Origin of the sequence: Streptomyces justiciae (assembly GCF_015163075.1) — a bacterium.
In the GTDB taxonomy this organism is placed as follows: domain Bacteria; phylum Actinomycetota; class Actinomycetes; order Streptomycetales; family Streptomycetaceae; genus Streptomyces; species Streptomyces justiciae.
Genome location: NZ_JADDXU010000003.1, coordinates 170533 through 186232, shown reverse-complemented (window position 1 = coordinate 186232; position 15700 = coordinate 170533). Strand labels below are relative to the sequence as shown.

Annotated in this window: 17 protein-coding genes and 1 tRNA gene; 7 read left to right on the top strand and 11 right to left on the bottom strand. The window is 70.1% G+C overall.

What is annotated here, in order from left to right; all coding sequences use genetic code 11:
* Positions 1–116 precede the first annotated feature (116 nt).
* Positions 117–1196, top strand: coding sequence for a permease (locus tag IQ210_RS09120; RefSeq protein WP_322656329.1), 1080 nt, complete (start codon positions 117–119; stop codon positions 1194–1196).
* A complete protein-coding gene (locus IQ210_RS09115) occupies positions 1193–1990 on the top strand; it encodes a TIGR03943 family putative permease subunit (protein WP_194078378.1) in 798 nt (265 codons plus the stop codon). Before IQ210_RS09120 ends, IQ210_RS09115 begins: the two co-directional genes overlap by 4 nt.
* Here the strand turns inward: IQ210_RS09115 and IQ210_RS09110 are convergent, their stop codons facing one another.
* Positions 1991–2833 carry a helix-turn-helix domain-containing protein gene (locus IQ210_RS09110; protein WP_194078377.1) on the bottom strand — a complete coding sequence of 281 codons (843 nt, stop codon included), beginning with the start codon at positions 2831–2833 and terminating at the stop codon, positions 1991–1993.
* Between the two features lie 132 nt (positions 2834–2965).
* Between IQ210_RS09110 and IQ210_RS09105 the strand changes: the two genes are divergently transcribed.
* Positions 2966–3766 carry an NAD(P)H-dependent oxidoreductase gene (locus IQ210_RS09105; protein ID WP_194078376.1) on the top strand — a complete coding sequence of 267 codons (801 nt, stop codon included), beginning with the start codon at positions 2966–2968 and terminating at the stop codon, positions 3764–3766.
* Here the strand turns inward: IQ210_RS09105 and IQ210_RS09100 are convergent.
* From IQ210_RS09100 to IQ210_RS09070, 7 genes are all read right to left on the bottom strand, one after another.
* Positions 3756–4427 carry an O-methyltransferase gene (locus tag IQ210_RS09100; RefSeq protein WP_194078375.1) on the bottom strand — a complete coding sequence of 224 codons (672 nt, stop codon included), beginning with the start codon at positions 4425–4427 and terminating at the stop codon, positions 3756–3758. The genes IQ210_RS09105 and IQ210_RS09100 overlap by 11 nt on opposite strands.
* Positions 4428–4518: 91 nt before the next feature.
* Positions 4519–4821, bottom strand: coding sequence for a zinc-ribbon domain-containing protein (locus IQ210_RS09095; RefSeq protein WP_194078374.1), 303 nt, complete (start codon positions 4819–4821; stop codon positions 4519–4521).
* Positions 4822–4946: 125 nt separating this feature from the next.
* A complete protein-coding gene (locus IQ210_RS09090) occupies positions 4947–5807 on the bottom strand; it encodes a formylglycine-generating enzyme family protein (protein ID WP_194078373.1) in 861 nt (286 codons plus the stop codon).
* 314 nt (positions 5808–6121) lie between these two features.
* Positions 6122–6487, bottom strand: coding sequence for an SCO4402 family protein (locus IQ210_RS09085; protein ID WP_228047415.1), 366 nt, complete (start codon positions 6485–6487; stop codon positions 6122–6124).
* Positions 6488–6548: 61 nt separating this feature from the next.
* Positions 6549–6622, bottom strand: a tRNA-Pro gene (locus IQ210_RS09080).
* Between the two features lie 42 nt (positions 6623–6664).
* Positions 6665–7459, bottom strand: a complete 795-nt coding sequence (locus IQ210_RS09075; protein ID WP_194078372.1) for a Pr6Pr family membrane protein — start codon at positions 7457–7459, stop codon at positions 6665–6667.
* A 292-nt stretch (positions 7460–7751) separates the two neighbouring features.
* On the bottom strand, positions 7752–8678 hold the full coding sequence (locus IQ210_RS09070; RefSeq protein ID WP_194078371.1) for a metallophosphoesterase: 927 nt from the start codon (positions 8676–8678) through the stop codon (positions 7752–7754).
* A 100-nt stretch (positions 8679–8778) separates the two neighbouring features.
* On the opposite strand from IQ210_RS09070, the gene IQ210_RS09065 reads away from it, so the two are divergent.
* The gene (locus tag IQ210_RS09065) at positions 8779–9246 is read left to right on the top strand and encodes a GatB/YqeY domain-containing protein (protein WP_194078370.1); all 468 of its coding nucleotides are present in this window, start codon (positions 8779–8781) and stop codon (positions 9244–9246) included.
* A gap of 267 nt (positions 9247–9513) precedes the next feature.
* On the opposite strand, the gene IQ210_RS09060 is transcribed toward IQ210_RS09065, so the two are convergent.
* Entirely contained in the window at positions 9514–11796 is a 2283-nt protein-coding gene (locus IQ210_RS09060) for a transglycosylase domain-containing protein (protein WP_194078369.1), read from the bottom strand.
* A gap of 474 nt (positions 11797–12270) precedes the next feature.
* On the opposite strand from IQ210_RS09060, the gene wblA reads away from it, so the two are divergent.
* On the top strand, positions 12271–12609 hold the full coding sequence (gene wblA, locus IQ210_RS09055; protein ID WP_194078943.1) for a transcriptional regulator WblA: 339 nt from the start codon (positions 12271–12273) through the stop codon (positions 12607–12609).
* A gap of 64 nt (positions 12610–12673) precedes the next feature.
* Here the strand turns inward: wblA and IQ210_RS09050 are convergent, their stop codons facing one another.
* Entirely contained in the window at positions 12674–13981 is a 1308-nt protein-coding gene (locus IQ210_RS09050; protein ID WP_194078368.1) for an ArsA family ATPase, read from the bottom strand.
* The gene (locus IQ210_RS09045; protein WP_194078367.1) at positions 13978–14955 is read right to left on the bottom strand and encodes an ArsA family ATPase; all 978 of its coding nucleotides are present in this window, start codon (positions 14953–14955) and stop codon (positions 13978–13980) included. Before IQ210_RS09045 ends, IQ210_RS09050 begins: the two co-directional genes overlap by 4 nt.
* A 95-nt stretch (positions 14956–15050) precedes the next feature.
* Here IQ210_RS09045 and IQ210_RS09040 point away from each other — a divergent pair, with 95 nt between their 5' ends.
* Positions 15051–15209, top strand: a complete 159-nt coding sequence (locus IQ210_RS09040; RefSeq protein ID WP_003967454.1) for a DUF4177 domain-containing protein — start codon at positions 15051–15053, stop codon at positions 15207–15209.
* Complete coding sequence (locus IQ210_RS09035; protein WP_194078366.1) at positions 15206–15673, top strand: RidA family protein; 468 nt, start codon at positions 15206–15208, stop codon at positions 15671–15673. The genes IQ210_RS09040 and IQ210_RS09035 overlap by 4 nt, the downstream gene beginning before the upstream one ends.
* Positions 15674–15700: the final 27 nt, after the last annotated feature.

Genomic DNA, 15700 nt, shown 5'->3' with positions numbered 1-15700 from the left:
GCCACGAGGGAAAAGACTGCCACGAGCTGAACGCCCGTCTCCCGCCCGGCGTACTCAAGGGGAGGGAAATCCACGTGGAACCCACGCCCTCGCGCACCACCGGAGGTACCGCACCCGTGGCGATCACCGAAGAAGCCCCGCCCGCGGCGGCGGAACCGACGCCACCCCAGAAGACCGAGCAGGCGCCGCCTCCGAAGCCCGAGCAGCCGACGCCCACGGCGCCCAAGGGCGACGAGCAGGCCCAGGCCCGCCACCTGAACTCCCCGCTCCTGCTCACGATGCTCCTGCTCCTGACCCTCCTCCTCCAGGGCCCCATCCGCGGCGCGCTGGCCAGCCCTGTGATGCAGAGCTGGATGACGGTCTTCGTGGCGGTGACCGTGCAGGCGCTGCCGTTCCTCGTGCTCGGCGTCCTGCTGTCGGCGGCGATCGCGGTGTTCGTGCCGCCCTCCTTCTTCGCCCGCGCCCTGCCGAAGAACCCGGCGCTCGCGGTGCCGGTCGCGGGCGTGGCGGGGGCGGTGCTGCCGGGCTGCGAGTGCGCGTCGGTGCCGGTGGCCGGCGCGCTGGTACGCCGGGGCGTCACCCCGGCCGCGGCCCTCGCCTTCCTTCTCTCCGCCCCGGCGATCAACCCGATCGTGCTGACGGCCACGGCCGTCGCCTTCCCGCGCAACCCGGAGATGGTGCTCGCCCGCCTCGTCGCGGGCCTGCTGGTGGCGTGCGCGATGGGCTGGCTGTGGCTGCGCCTCGGCCGCGCGGACTGGCTGCGGCCCCCGGCCCGTGCCTCGTACGAGGGCCAGGGCAGGGGAGCGGCGTTCTGGGGTTCGGTGCGGCACGACGTGATGCACGCCGGCGGTTTCCTGGTCGTCGGCGCGATGGCGGCGGCGACGCTGAAGGCGGTCGTACCGCAGGAGTGGCTGCGGGCGGCGGCCGGCAACCCGGTGGTGTCCGTCCTCGCCCTCGCCGTCCTCGCCGTACTGCTGTCGATCTGCTCGGAGGCGGACGCGTTCGTGGCGGCGTCGCTGTCGCAGTTCTCGCTGACGGCGCGGCTGGCGTTCCTGACGGTGGGTCCGATGATCGACCTGAAGCTGTTCGCGATGCAGGCGGGCACCTTCGGCCGCGGCTTCGCGCTCCGCTTCGCGCCCGCCACCTTCGCCCTCGCCGTCCTGGTGGCGGTACTGACGGGGGCGGTGCTGCTGTGAACCGGCACGCCCAGTCGGCGGTCATGTTCCTGCTCGGCGCGACCTTGCTGCACGCGGGCTCCACCGACCTCTACCTGCGCTACGTCAAGGCAGGCCTGCGCCCGCTGCTCCTGCTGTCCGGCGCGGTCCTGATCGCGGCGGCGGTGGCGACGCTGTGGTACGAACGCCGAGGCACCGACCACGGAGACCACGCCGACCACGGAGACCACGCCGACCACGGAGACCACGCCGACCACGAAGGCCACGCCGACCACGCCGACCACGAAGGCCACGCCGACCACCACCACCGTGAACCCCGCGTCTCCTGGCTCCTGGTCCTCCCCCTCCTCGCCCTCGTCCTCGTCGCCCCGCCCGCCCTCGGCTCCTACAGCGCGATGCGCTCCGGTACGGCACTCCAGCAGGCGTACGGCTACGACGACCTGCCCGCCACCGGCCCGCTGCGCCTCGGGGTGGCCGACTATGCGGGCCGCGCGGTCTACGACCACGGCCGTGAGCTGCGCGGCCGCGAGATCAAGGTCACCGGTTTCGTCGCCCTGGACGCGTCCGGCCGTCCCTATCTCGTCCGCATGGCCCTCAACTGCTGTGCCGCGGACGCCCAGCCGGTGAAGATCGCCCTGACGGGCAAGATCCCGCCGGTGCTGAGACCGGACGCCTGGCTGGAGGCCACCGGCACCTACACGCCCGAGCGCACCAAGGACCCGGTCAACAACGGCCCGATCCCGTACCTGAAGGTGACGTCGGCCCGCCCGGTGGCGAAGCCGTCGGACCCGTACGACGAGACCTGGAACAACTGACTAGGCCAGTAGCTTTCGGAGCGCGGCGGCCTCGGGACTGTCCTCCGCCGCGCTGAACACATGCAGGACCAGCCCGGACTCCCCGGGCCCGGCCGGCACGTGCAGCGTCTCGAAGTCCAGCTCCAGCAGCCCTGCGACGGGATGCCGCAGCCGCTTGCGCCCCGCCGCGCACATGGTGACCTCGCCGGAGTCCCAGATCCGCCGGAACTCCGGGCTCGCGTCGGCCAGTTCGGCGATGAGGCCGGTCAGCTCCGGGTCGTCGGGATGCCGCCCCGCCGCGACCCGCAGCTGTCCGACCGCCTCGGCGGCCCGCGCTTCCCAGTCGGGATGGAGGTCCCGCGCGGCGGGATCGAGAAAGACGAAACGGGCGTTGTTGGCGTCGCGGCGGCCTGGCACGTCCAAGCCGCCCATCAGCGCGGCGCCCAGCGGGTTCCAGGCGACGACGTCGAGCCGGTGGTTGGTGACGAAGACGGGCAGCCCGTCCATCGCGTCCAGCGCCCGCCGCAGCCCCGGCCCGATCCGCTGCCGCGGCACGGGGTCGGGCCGCCCGGCGGCCAGGGTGTCCAGATGCCGCCGCTCCGCCGCGTCGAGCCCGAGCGCACGGGACAGGGCATCGAGCACCTCGGCGGACGGCGCGGTGGCCCGCCCCTGTTCCAGGCGGACGTAGTAGTCCACGCTGATCCCGGCGAGCTGGGCCAGCTCCTCACGCCGCAGCCCCCGCACCCGCCGCCGCTTGCTCCCGACGGCACCCCCGCCGATCCCGGCCCGCTCCGGGGCGACCCGCCCGCGCCGGGCGCGCAGGAATCCGCCGAGGGCGCGGCGGCTGTCGTAGATCCCGTCCATGTCTCCCAGTATCCGCGGCGGCGGCCGAACACCGCCCTGCTCCGTGACTGGTCCTCGCAGTACCAGGACTCGCGTTCCACCGGTGGAGGAGGGTTCTGGCTACGGTGCCGCCGGCGGGGAGACCGTACCGGCATGAAGCAGAAGAAGATCCTGGTCGTCAGCGCCCACCCCGAACCGCGTTCCCCGAACACGGCGTTGACCACGTTCGCCGTCGACCACCTGCGCGCGGCGGGCCACGAGGTACGGCTCTCCGACCTGTACGCGATGAAGTGGAACCCGACGGTCAGCACCGACGACTACCCGGACCACGGCTCGGAGGGCGGCCCGGCCCGCCGCCTGCATGTGATGCGCGACTCGGAGGAGGCCACACTGACCGGCCGCCTCGCCCCGGACATCGCCGCGGAACAGGAGAAGATCCGCTGGTCGGACGCGGTCGTCCTGCAGTTCCCGATGTGGTGGTTCTCGGCCCCGGCGATCCTGAAGGGCTGGATCGACCGCGTCTTCACGAGCGGTTTCGCGTACGGCCCCAAGGTCCCGCCGCCGTACGACGACACCGCCAGCGCGCTGGCCGGCCGCCGGGCCCTGCTCTCGGTGACGCTCGGCGCGCGGGAGACGGCCTTCTCCGACCGCGGCATCCACGGCCGCCTCACCGACGTGCTCCACCCGCTCCAGCACGGCCTGTTCTGGTTCACCGGCATGACCCCGCTCGAACCCTTCGCGGTGTACGACACGGACCGTATGCCCGCCGACCGCTGGGCCCCCGCCCTCGAGGCGTACGCCCGCCGCCTGGACGCCCTGTTCACGGACCCCCCGGTCCCGTTCCGCTCCCTCACGGGCGGCGACTACGACCATGACATGCGGCTGCTGCCGGGCCGGGAGCGCGCGGGCACGACGGGCCTGGACCTGCACACGCGGTTGGGTGTCAGCCGGTGACCAGCGCCAGCGTGAAACCGTCGTACCCCTTGGACCCGACGGTCTGCACGGTCGTGGCCGTCAACCGGGGCTCCGCGGCGATGAGTTCGGTGAAGCGGCGGACGCCCTGGACGCGCGGGTCGTCGCTGTCGGGGTCGGTGACGGCACCGTCCCGGACGACGTTGTCGCCGACGATGACACTGCCGGGCCGGGTGAGCTTCAGCGCCCACCGCAGATAGTCGGGGTTGGAGGGCTTGTCGGCGTCGATGAAGACGAGGTCGAAGGGCCCGGCGCTCTCCTCCACCAGCACGGGCAGCGTGTCCAGCGCCTTGCCGAGCCGCAGCTCGACGATGTCCCCGAGCCCGGCCCGCGCCACATTGGCCCGGGCGACCTCGGCACACCGCTCATCGGCCTCCAGCGTCACCAGCCGCCCGCCCTCGGGCAGGGCACGGGCCAGCCAGATGGTGCTGTAACCGCCGAGGGTACCGATCTCCAGAATGGAACGGGCACCGCGGACCCGGGCGATCAGGTTGAGCAACTTCCCCTGATTGGCGGCGACTTGATGCCCGGGTAGCCCGGCCGCCGCACTGTCCTTCACGGCGTCGAGCAGCGCGGGGTCCTCTTCCACGAGCAGCCCGTTGAAGTAGTCGTCGACGGCGGTCCAGGTGTGTTGCTGCGACACGGGGCGTCTCCCTCTCGGCGCGGGTAAGTTCCTTAAGGGAACTTAATCCAAGGAGGGGCGCAGCACCACCGAATTCGATCAGGGCGTGGGCTCAGGACTGATAGGGCTGCTGAGGCTGCTGCCCGTACCCCTGCCCCTGCCCGTACGGGGCGGGAGCGCCGGCGGCCTGCGCCTGGAGCTGCTCGGCCTGCTCCTTGCCGATCTTCACCTCCGTACCGCAGAAGGTGCACTGCGTCGCGTACTTGGTGGAGATCGGGAACAGCGGCACGAAGAACAGCGTGAACTTCGTGACGCGCTTCCGGAGGGTGTGCGCGGCGGGGTTGCCACAGCCGCCGCAGACCAGCGTGAGTATCGCGAGCTGGTAGAGGTATCCCTTGGTGCCGAAGATGATCATTGGGCGAACGTCCTTAGCGGATTCATCGGTCGGTTCGATTCCTGCGGCCCAAGGCTACGGCTGCGTAGGCACCGGCAGGGGAGTGACGGCGGCACCGGGCATGCGACCGACCGACACTCTGCCGGTCAATGGGCGGATGCGACGCACCGGAACCCGGTGTGCCCGCTGGAACTGTCCGGGGTGTTGGAGGTGCGGGCGGCGACGCGGTAGCGGTTGCAGTAGGAGACGTGACACATGTAGGAACCGCCGCGGATGACACGACGGGTCCCGTCGGCCGGCCCGAGAGGCCCGCGCGGCGCAGCCCCTTGCCCAGAACGATCGCCCCGGTGCTCAACTCCCCACCAGTCACTGCACCACTCCCAGACATTGCCGGACATGTTGTAGAGCCCGAACCCGTTGGGCTGGAAGGCGTCGACGGGCGCGGTCCCCCGATACCCGTCGGCGCCGGTGTTCTTGCCGGGGAAGACCCCGCGCCAGACATTGCACCGATACTCACCGCCGGGATCGAGCTCGTCCCCCCACGGATAACGCCGCTGCTCGAGCCCACCCCGGGCGGCGTACTCCCACTCGGCCTCGGTGGGCAGCCGCTTCCCCGCCCAGGCGGCGTAGGCGGCGGCGTCGTACCAGGACACATGGACGACGGGATGATCCTCCCGCCCCTCCACCCCACTCCCGACCCCTTCCGGCTCCCGCCAACTGGCCCCACCCACGGCACACCACCAGGGCGCCGCCTCGGGCCGCGGAGCCCCACGCCGCAAGACGCCGGGCAGAAACCCGGCAAAGACGTACGACCACCCGAGCCGCTCGGCATCGGTCAGATACCCGGTGTCGTCCACGAACTCAGCGAACCGCGCATTACTGACGGCATGCACATCAACCCAGAACGCGTCGACCTGCACCCTCCGCACAGGCCCTTCCCCGTCCCCCGGAACCCCCTCAACATCGTCAGCCCCCATAAGAAACTCACCCCCACCAACCAAAACCATGCCATCGCCACCACCCCCCTCCCGCCGGAGCGGCACAGCCCTCGCATCCCCACCCACCCCACCACCCGAGGGCACACAGCAACGACCACCTACGTGCGCTTCACTCACGCCTGTTCCGCTCCCCGGTCCTGAATGCCGCTGATACGCGGACTCTGACACTCAGACCTGTGATCCGGATTCGTCGTCCCGTCGCCAGAACCACTGACTGCCTCGCGGTGGTGCAGAGAGACGAGTTCTCCGAGATCGTTGGCGACCATGACCTGAGCAAGGCGACCGGCAACGGCGACCACGTCCGGCCAGGAGGACGCCCGGAGCTACTCCACCTCCGTGCCGCCGGGGGCCTCGCCTCCAGCGGCGCTGATCGCGACAGCCAACTCACGCATGAGAGCGACCTCCTCCGCGGTCCTCAGACTGATGCCGAGGTATCGCTCAGGCTCGTCCGCATCGCAGAAGTCATCGAAAAGCGCGTGGAAGACATGGTCGAGGTTCTCGAAGACCGAGGAATCGAGCCGTACGTCCCGCTGCCACGACGGATTGGCCAGAGCGAGAACGACGGGTACGACGTGGACTCGGTGGTTCGCTATACGACGCTCACCTTCACTAACGCCGCCGACCCTAACGATCCGACTCCGCGACCCGCGCAGGAGTTTCCCCACTGCGGCGAGCACCCGGACGCGCACACACAGAAACAGGTGAGGCTCCTACCCAAACCGGTAGGAGCCTCACCTGCTGTTTTGGCTGTCGGGGTGGCGGGATTTGAACCCACGACCTCTTCGTCCCGAACGAAGCGCGCTGCCAAGCTGCGCTACACCCCGATGTCGCTGCTGTTCCTGCTTGTCGCGGCGACGTCGTTTACTTTAGCCCACTGGTGGCTGGAGACGAAATCCGGTTTTCGCGCGGTGGTGGGCGCGGTGGCGGAGGGGGTTCGGGCGGATGTGGTCGAGGGCCACGAGGAGGACGGCGAGGGCGTAGAAGGAGAGGCCGAGGAGGAGGGCGTTGCCCAGGACGGTCTTGTAGCCGTGCAGGTCGACGTCCAGGAACGGGTAGAGGTAGCGGGCCGGAGTGCCGGGGACGAGCAGCTCACCCCGCGTGAAGGAGAAGGCCAGGTAGGCGAGGGGGAACAGCAGCCAGGTCGCCGCATGGCGTAGGCGCAGGCGGCCCGGGGCCGTCAGCAGCAGCCAGTCCAGCGTCGCCGCGATCGGCAGGGCCGTGTGCAGGGCCACGTTCGTGATCCTCGCCCAGCCCGTCGGCTCGGCCGCGTCCGTCATCGAGAACGGCGTCGTCGTGTCCGCGAGAAGCAGGTGGTACACCAGGCCCGTGAGCAGGATGTAGAGGAGTGTCGCGCCGGTCAGTCCGGCCGGCAGCGGACGGCGCGCGGTCCAGGCCCTGCGGGCCGACGCCGCGGAGACCAGCGCCAGCAGGACGGCGCTCTGGATCGTGAAGTAGCTCAGTACGCGCGTCGGGCTGCCCAGGAGCAGGTCGATCGTCACCGCTGCGGCGGCCGCGAGGGCGACCAGCAGGCGGTACGTGGCGGCCAGCGGGCGGCGTACGGGGGCCACCACCGCGGTGGCGGGGACGGGGGAGGGCAGCAGCGCGGGTACACCCGGGATCGCGGGGAGGTCCGGGATGTCCCTGGGTATCGGGGTGGTCATGCCCTCACGCTAAGCAGCGCGGACATATGGGGCGATACGGGCGGGCCGTGCGGGTTAACCACCCGGCCGAGGCGCTAGAAATCCCCGTACGGTGCCGGGCCCGCGCCGCCGACAGCCAACAGTCACCCCGTACAGCAGTGGGGCGACGCGGCAGAAGCCCCCGTACGGCAGCGGGCCGACGCGGCAGAAGCCCCCGTGCGGCAGCAGGCCGGTGCGGCAGAAGCCCCCGTGCGGCAGCAGGCCGGTGCGGCAGAAACCCCCGCACCAAAGGCCCGGCACCCCTGCCCCCCAGCTACCCCCGCCCCACCAACGTCAACAACGTAGCCTCCGGCGGACAAGCGAATCGCACCGGTGTGTACCGGTTCGTGCCGCAGCCCGCTGAGACGTGGAGGTACGAGGTCCTGCCCTCCGCCGTGTGGGTCGACAGGCCCTTCACCCGGTCCGTGTCGAGGTCGCAGTTGGTGACCAGGGCACCGTAGAACGGGATGCACAGCTGGCCGCCGTGCGTGTGGCCGGCCAGGATCAGGGGGTAGGCGTCGGCCGCGTACGCGTCGAGGACGCGCAGGTACGGCGCGTGCACCACGCCCATCGAGAAGTCCACAGCGGACGACGGACCGCCCGCCACCTCCGCGTACCGGTCCCTCTTGATGTGCGGGTCGTCCAGTCCCGTCAGCTCCACCGACACGCCCTCGACCTTCAGCGTGCCGCGCGTGTTCGTGAGGTTGAGCCAGCCCGCCGCGTCGAAACCGTCCCGCAGGTCCTCCCACGGGTTGTGGACCACGCCGACCGCGGGCGGGTTGCCGTTCAGACCGTGCCGGCCGCTCGCCTTCTCCAGGAGGTAGCGGGCGGGGTTGCGAGGGCGCGGGCCGTAGTAGTCGTTGGAGCCGAAGACGTACGCCCCCGGGAACTCCATCAACGGGCCCAGCGAGTCCAGCACTTCCGGCACGCCCTCCGGGTCCGACAGGTTGTCGCCCGTGTTGATCACGAAGTCCGGGCGCAGCCCCGCCAGCGATCGCAGCCAGCGCTGCTTCTTGCGCTGGCCGCCGACCATGTGGATGTCGGAGACCTGGAGCACGCGCAGCGGTCGCATGCCGGCGGGGAGGACGGGGACCGTCACCCGTCGCAGGCGGAAGGAACGGGCCTCGAATCCCGCCGAGTACAGCAAGCCGGCGGCGCCAACCGCCGCCATTCCCAAGGGAACTCCGTATCGCGCGCGCATGCCTCCATCGTGTCAGACCGCGGGCGCCCGCTTGACCAGCCGTCCGCGGTCCCGTAAATGCGCGGGCGTCCCGCGTCGTACACCTGCGAGAATCGGACCCATGACCACCACGCTCAAGTCGAAGCTGCAGGAAGACCTCAACGCCGCGATCAAGGAGCGCGACGAGCTCCGCTCCTCGACGCTCCGGCTGACGCTCGCCGCGATCACCAAGGAGGAGGTCGCGGGTAAGGAGAAGCGCGAGCTCTCCGACGACGAGGTCCTCAAGGTGATCGCCAAGGAGGCGAAGAAGCGCCGCGAGGCGGCGGACGCCTTCGCGCAGGGTGGTCGCGCCGAGAGCGCCGAGCGGGAGAAGGCGGAGGGCGAGGTCCTCGCCGAGTACCTGCCCAAGCAGCTGTCCGACGACGAGCTGAATGCGATCGTCGCCCAGGCCGTCGAGGAGGCGAAGGCGGCGGGCGCCGAGGGGCCGCGGGCCATGGGTGCCGTCATGAAGATCGTGAACCCGAAGGTCGCGGGCCTCGCGGAGGGCGGCCGCGTCGCCGCCACGGTGAAGAAGCTGCTGGCCGGCTGACCGAGAAACCCTGGGCGACCGAGAGACCCTGGGCGACCGAGAGACCCTGGGCGACCGAGGGACCCCGGTTGACCGACGGTCCCCGGCTGACCGACGGTCCCGGAAAACGTTCGGCCCCTTCACCGTCGTACAGAGAAGACAGACAACTCTGTACGACGGTGAAGGGGCCGTCGCCGTCAAAGGACCACTGGCTCAGCCACCCAGCCGCTCAGCCACCCCGCCGCCCAGCCATCCACCCGTGGACCACTGGCTCAGCCACCCCACCTCTCAGCCATTCCGCCCCCCATTCCCATTGTTCCCCTGAAACAGGTTCTCCGGGATCGAGAACGTCGGCGTCGGGAAGGTGCCCCCGTCGGTGCCGCCGTCGCCGGTGCCGCCGTTGTTGCCGTTGCCGTCTCCGTTGTCCCCGTCGCCGTTGCCATTGCCGTTGCCGTTCCCATTGCCGTTCCCGTTCCCGTCGCCGTCACCGCGGTCCGGGTTGTCCTCCGGGATGTCGACGAAGTTGAACCCCGGCGCGTCCTTGCCCGCGAGGGCGCCGGTCATGGCGTCCTTCCAGATCGGGCCCGGGACCTGGCCACCGTAGACGAGCGAGTTGTACTCGCCGCCGATGTAGATGTTCTTCATCTCGACCTTCTGGGAGGCGCTGCCGACCCAGACCGCGCCCGAGAGGTTCGGCGTGTAGCCCACGAACCAGGCGTTCTTGCGGGAGTCCGTCGTACCCGTCTTACCGGCGTTGTCGCGGTCGGACAGGCCCGCCGTCTTGCCGGTGCCGGAGTCGACCACGCCCTTGAGGAGCTGGTTGATGGTGTCCGCGGTCGTCTCGGACATCGCGCGCGAGCAGGTCGACTTGGGGACCTCGAGCGACTTCTGCTGCTGGCCGACCTTCTGGGTGATCGACTCGATGGCGACCGGCGTGCAGTACATGCCGCGGGCGGCGAAGGCGGCGTACGCGGTCGCCATCGTCAGCGGGGAGATGCCCTTCGAGCCCAGCGCGATGGCCGGGACCTCGGGGAGCTTGTCGCCGTTGCCCTGCACGACCTGGAGCTTGTTGGTCATGTTGACCACCGGGCACAGGCCGATGTCGGAGATCATCTGCACGAAGTAGGTGTTGACCGACAGCTCCATCGCCTTGCGCAGGCGGTAGGGGCCCTTCTCCGACTCCGACTCGTTCTCCAGCTTCTCGCCCCTGGTGTTGACCCATGGCTTGCTGTCGCAGGTCTGGACGGGGCTCGGGTACTCCATCTGGTACGGCGACGAGTACTCCTGGTCGGCCGGCCGGCCCTCCTCCAGCGCGGCCGCCGCGACGAACGGCTTGAACGTCGAACCGGTCGGGAAGCCGAAGTTGGAGCCGCCCATGCTGTAGTTCACCGAGTAGTTGATCTCGGTCTCGTTCTTGCCGTAGCCGAACGGCTTCGACTGGCCCATGCCGACGATCTTGCCGGTGCCGGGCTCGACGAGGGTGGCCGCGGCTGCGACCTTGTCCGACTTGTAGACGTGCTCCTTGAGCGAGGCCTGGACCGAGTCCTGCGCCTGCGGATCGAGGGTGGTCTTGATCGTCAGGCCGCCCTGGTTCCAGATCTTGGCGCGCTCCTCCTTGGTCTTGCCGAAGACCGGGTCGCTCTTGAAGACGGCCTCGACGTACTTGCAGAAGAAGCTCGCGCCCTTCACGGCCGTGATGCAGCCGTTCTTGGGCTGGCTGACCTTCAGGCCCAGCTTCTCCTTCTGCGCCTTGGCGGCCTCGGCCCGTGAGATGTCGCCGACCTCGGCCATGCGCTGGAGCACCACGTTGCGGCGCTTGGTGGCCTCCGCCTCGTCGTTGACCGGGTCGTACCGGCTCGGTGACTGGACGATGCCGGCGAGCAGCGCCGACTGGGCGAGGGTGAGGTCCTTGGCGGACGTGGAGAAGTAGCGCTGGGCGGCGGCCTCGACGCCGTACGCCTGCTGGCCGAAGAACGTGATGTTCAGGTAGTTCTCGAGGATCTTCTTCTTGCCCAGCTCCTCCTCGACCTGGATCGCGTACTTCAGTTCGCGGATCTTGCGGCCGATGGTCTGCTGGGTGGCCTGGGCGACCTTGGTGGGGTCGTCGCCCGCCTCCTCCACGAAGACGTTCTTCACGTACTGCTGGGTGAGGGTGGACGCGCCCTGGGCCACCCCGCCGCTCTGGGCATTCTGGTTGAGGGCGCGCAGCACGCCCTTCAGGTCCACCGCGCCGTGCTGGTAGAAGCGCGAGTCCTCGATTGCGACGATCGCCTTCTGCATGTACGGCGAGATGTCCTTGAGCTCGACCACCGTGCGGTCACGGGAGTAGACGGTGGCGATGGTGCCGCCCTTGGCGTCGAGGATCGTGGTGCGCTGGCTCAGTGGTGGCGTCTTCAGGTTGGCCGGGAGTTCGTCGAAGCTCTCGACCGATCCCTTGGCCGCGAGTCCGAGCGCGCCGACGGCGGGCAGGGCGATGCCGGCCAGCACCGCGCCCGAGAGCACGCTGACACCTAGGAACTTGGCGGCCTGCTGGGTGGCGGAGAGACCACCACCGGAGCGCTTCTTCGACATGGGGGCAGCCTAATCCGTACTCATGAGCGTTCGACGAAGTGCACAGGCCGTTTCGAGCGCATGGCAAAGAGAGCGCCTACCTTCTCATTCGCCGGACACGCGCGCAGGCCTTGGCCTAAGCTGCTCTCAACTGTCACAGCAGTGCGGCCACGTATCAATACGTCCGGCGACCCCGAATCGTTCCGGAGGTTCCCCGACTTTCTGGTGGGGGCGTGTCCGAATCCGCCTTGTGTGTCACCTGGTGCCCGTTGTGACTCAACAGAACTGTCCCGCTTTGCCGGGATGATCACGCATGTCGCGGGCTCACTCCCCCGGGTGATCTGCCGCTTACGCATAGTCCGTTCGGGCCATTCAAGATTGGGCCCGAAGGGGGTGTTGCGCTGTGCCCACCTTCCGTAACGTCCTCAACTGGCGGCGGTGAATATGCCGCTGCCGCCGTGGGGGAGCCTCGATTCGGGAGAGGACGGCGCCGGTATGGGCTGGGTAACCGACTGGAGTGCGCAGGCGGCCTGCCGCACTACCGATCCGGATGAACTGTTCGTTCAAGGAGCAGCGCAGAACAGGGCCAAGGCGGTGTGCACCGGATGCCCGGTGCGGACCGAGTGCCTGGCCGATGCGCTCGACAACCGCGTCGAGTTCGGCGTGTGGGGAGGCATGACGGAGCGGGAGCGCCGCGCACTGCTGCGCAGGCGGCCAACGGTCACTTCCTGGCGCCGGCTTCTCGAGACAGCGCGAGTGGAGTACGAGCGAGGGGCCGGCATCCTGCCCCTCGACGACGACGAGGTCTACGAGAACTACGCGGCGGTGGGCTGAGCCCCTCGGGGGCATCGCCCCCCGGGGCCCTTCGGGGTCATTCCTCCGCCGGGGCCCTTCGGGGTCATTCCTCCGCCGTCTCGGGCAGCTCCGGCCGGCCGGCCGCGAGCCGCGCCCCGATGTCACGCAGCCCCGCGAGGTCATGGACGTCGCCGGGCAGCGCGGCCACCTCTGCCACCGCCACCTCGGGGTGGAGCGCGGTGAAGCGGTCGCGCGTGCGCTGCTCGCGGGAGAGCAGCTGCATACGCTCGGCATGCAGCCTCAGCAGGCCTGCGGTGAGTTGTGGGACGGTCCGGTTCGAGGTGGGGGAACCTGAACTGCCGTCTGTGTCGGGAGAGTTACGAACTCCAGCTTTCCCGTCCTCCTGATCGACAATGCGGGACTCTTCAAGATTTTCCGCGGCGCGGTCGCCCACGAGGTCGAGATCCTCCGCGGCGGCGAGTGCCCGCTCGGCCGACAGCCGGGCGGCGCCGCTGCCGTGGACCCGGTTGAGCACCAGCCCCGCGAGCGGCATGTCCTCCGCCGCGAGGCGCTCCACGAAGTAGGCGGCCTCGCGCAGCGCGTCCCGCTCGGGCGCGGCGACCACCAGGAAGGCGGTCCCGGGCGCCTGGAGCAGCTTGTACGTGGCGTCCGCGCGCGTGCGGAAGCCGCCGAAGGTGGTGTCCATCGCGGAGACGAACGTCTGGACGTCCTTGAGGAGCTGGCCCCCCAGCAGCTTGCCGAGGGTGCCGGTCATCATCGACATCCCGACGTTGAGGAACTTCATCCCCGCGCGGCCGCCCAGTTTGGCCGGGGCGGTGAGCAGCCGGATCAGCCGGCCGTCGAGGAAGGACCCCAGCCGCTTGGGCGCGTCCAGGAAGTCCAGCGCGGACCGGGACGGCGGGGTGTCGACGACGATCAGGTCCCACTCGTCCCGCGCCCGCAGCTGCCCCAGCTTCTCCATCGCCATGTACTCCTGCGTGCCCGCGAAGCCCGCAGAGAGCGACTGGTAGAAGGGGTTGCCCAGGATCGCGGAGGCCCGCTCGGGGTCCGCGTGCGCCTCGACGATCTCGTCGAAGGTGCGCTTCATGTCGAGCATCATCGCGTGCAGCTCGCCGGCGCCCTCGACGCCCTTCACGCGGCGCGGGGTGTTGTCGAGGGAGTCGATGCCCATGGACTGGGCGAGCCGGCGGGCCGGGTCGATGGTCAGCACGACCACCTTGCGGCCCCGCTCGGCGGCCCGCAGCCCGAGCGCCGCGGCGGTCGTGGTCTTGCCGACCCCGCCCGAGCCGCAGCACACCACGATGCGGGTCCCCGGATCGTCGAGCAGGGGGTCGAGATCGAGCACGCGCGCGGGGGAGAGGCGGTGCTGCCGCTCGGCGTCCGGGCTCATGACATCCCCTGCTTCCGCAGTTCCGTGGCCAGTTCGTACAACCCCGCCAGGTCCATGCCCTCGGCGAGCAGCGGCAGTTCATGCAGCGGGAGGCCCAGTTCGCCGAGGACCGCGCGCTGTTCGTGCTCCAGCGCGTACCGCTCGGCGTACTCCTCGGCCTGCGCGAGGAGCGGGTCCACCAGCCGCTCGGCATGCCCGCCGCGCCGCGCCCCGCCGAGCCCCGCGGCGGACAGCGACTGCGCGAAGGAAGAACGAGCCGTGCCGCGTACGAGTTCCAGCTCGGCCGCGTCCAACACCTCCGGGCGCACCATGTTCACGATGACCTGGCCCACCGGCAGCTTCGCCGCCCGCAGTTCGGCGATGCCGTCCGCGGTCTCCTGGACGGGCATCTCCTCCAGGAGCGTCACCAGGTGCACGGCCGTCTCCGGCGACTTGAGCACCCGCATCACGGCCTGCGCCTGATTGTGTATGGGCCCTATCTTGGCGAGCCCCGCCACCTCGTCGTTCACGTTGAGGAAGCGCGTGATGCGCCCGGTGGGCGGCGCGTCCATCACGACGTAGTCGTAGGCGAACCGCCCGGACTTCTCCTTGCGGCGCACCGCCTCGCACGCCTTGCCGGTCAGGAGCACGTCCCTGAGGCCGGGCGCGATGGTGGTGGCGAAGTCGATGGCGCCGAGCTTCTTCAGGGCGCGGCCCGCGCCGCCGAGTTTGTAGAACATCTGGAGGTAGTCCAGAAGGGCCAGTTCGGGGTCGATGGCGAGGGCGTACACCTCCCCGCCGCCGGGAGCTACCGCGATCTTCCGTTCCTCATAGGGCAATGCCTCCGTCTCGAAGAGCTGTGCGATGCCCTGCCGGCCCTCGACCTCGACGAGAAGCGTGCGCTTCCCCTCGTCGGCCAGGGCCAGCGCGAGGGCTGCGGCCACCGTGGTCTTACCGGTTCCGCCCTTGCCGCTGACGACCTGGAGCCTGCTCACGTATTCGAGCGTAACCACTCCGTGTGCGCGTCAAGCGGCAGGCTGTGGATAAGGCGGGCGGAGCCGGTGCGGGAGCAGCGGCTAAAGTCGGCCACATGACCAAGTGGGAATACGCGACTGTGCCGCTGCTCGTGCACGCGACGAAGCAGATTCTGGACACCTGGGGCGAGGACGGCTGGGAGCTCGTCCAGGTCGTGCCCGGGCCGAACAACCCCGAGCAGCTGGTGGCCTACCTCAAGCGGGAGAAGGCGTGAGCGCGGTCGAGGCGAAGATCGCCGAACTCGGTCTGACGCTCCCGGAGGTCGTGCCTCCGCTGGCCGCGTACCAGCCTGCCGTGCAGTCGGGCGTGTACGTGTACACCTCCGGCCAGCTCCCCATGGTGGAGGGCAAGCTCCCCGTCACCGGCAAGGTGGGCGCCGAGGTCACCGCGGAGGAGGCCAAGGACCTGGCCCGCATCTGCGCCCTGAACGCGCTGGCGGCCGTCAAGTCCGTCGCCGGTGACCTGGACCGGGTCGCGCGCGTGGTGAAGGTCGTCGGGTTCGTGGCCTCGGCCGCGGACTTCACCGGCCAGCCCGGCGTGATCAACGGTGCCAGCGAGCTGCTCGGCGAGGTCCTCGGCGACAAGGGCGTGCACGCGCGCAGCGCCGTGGGCGTGGCGGTGCTGCCGCTGGACGCGCCGGTGGAGGTCGAGGTCCAGGTGGAGCTGACCGGCGAGTAGCCGATGGGTGGCGGCACCACCGATCAC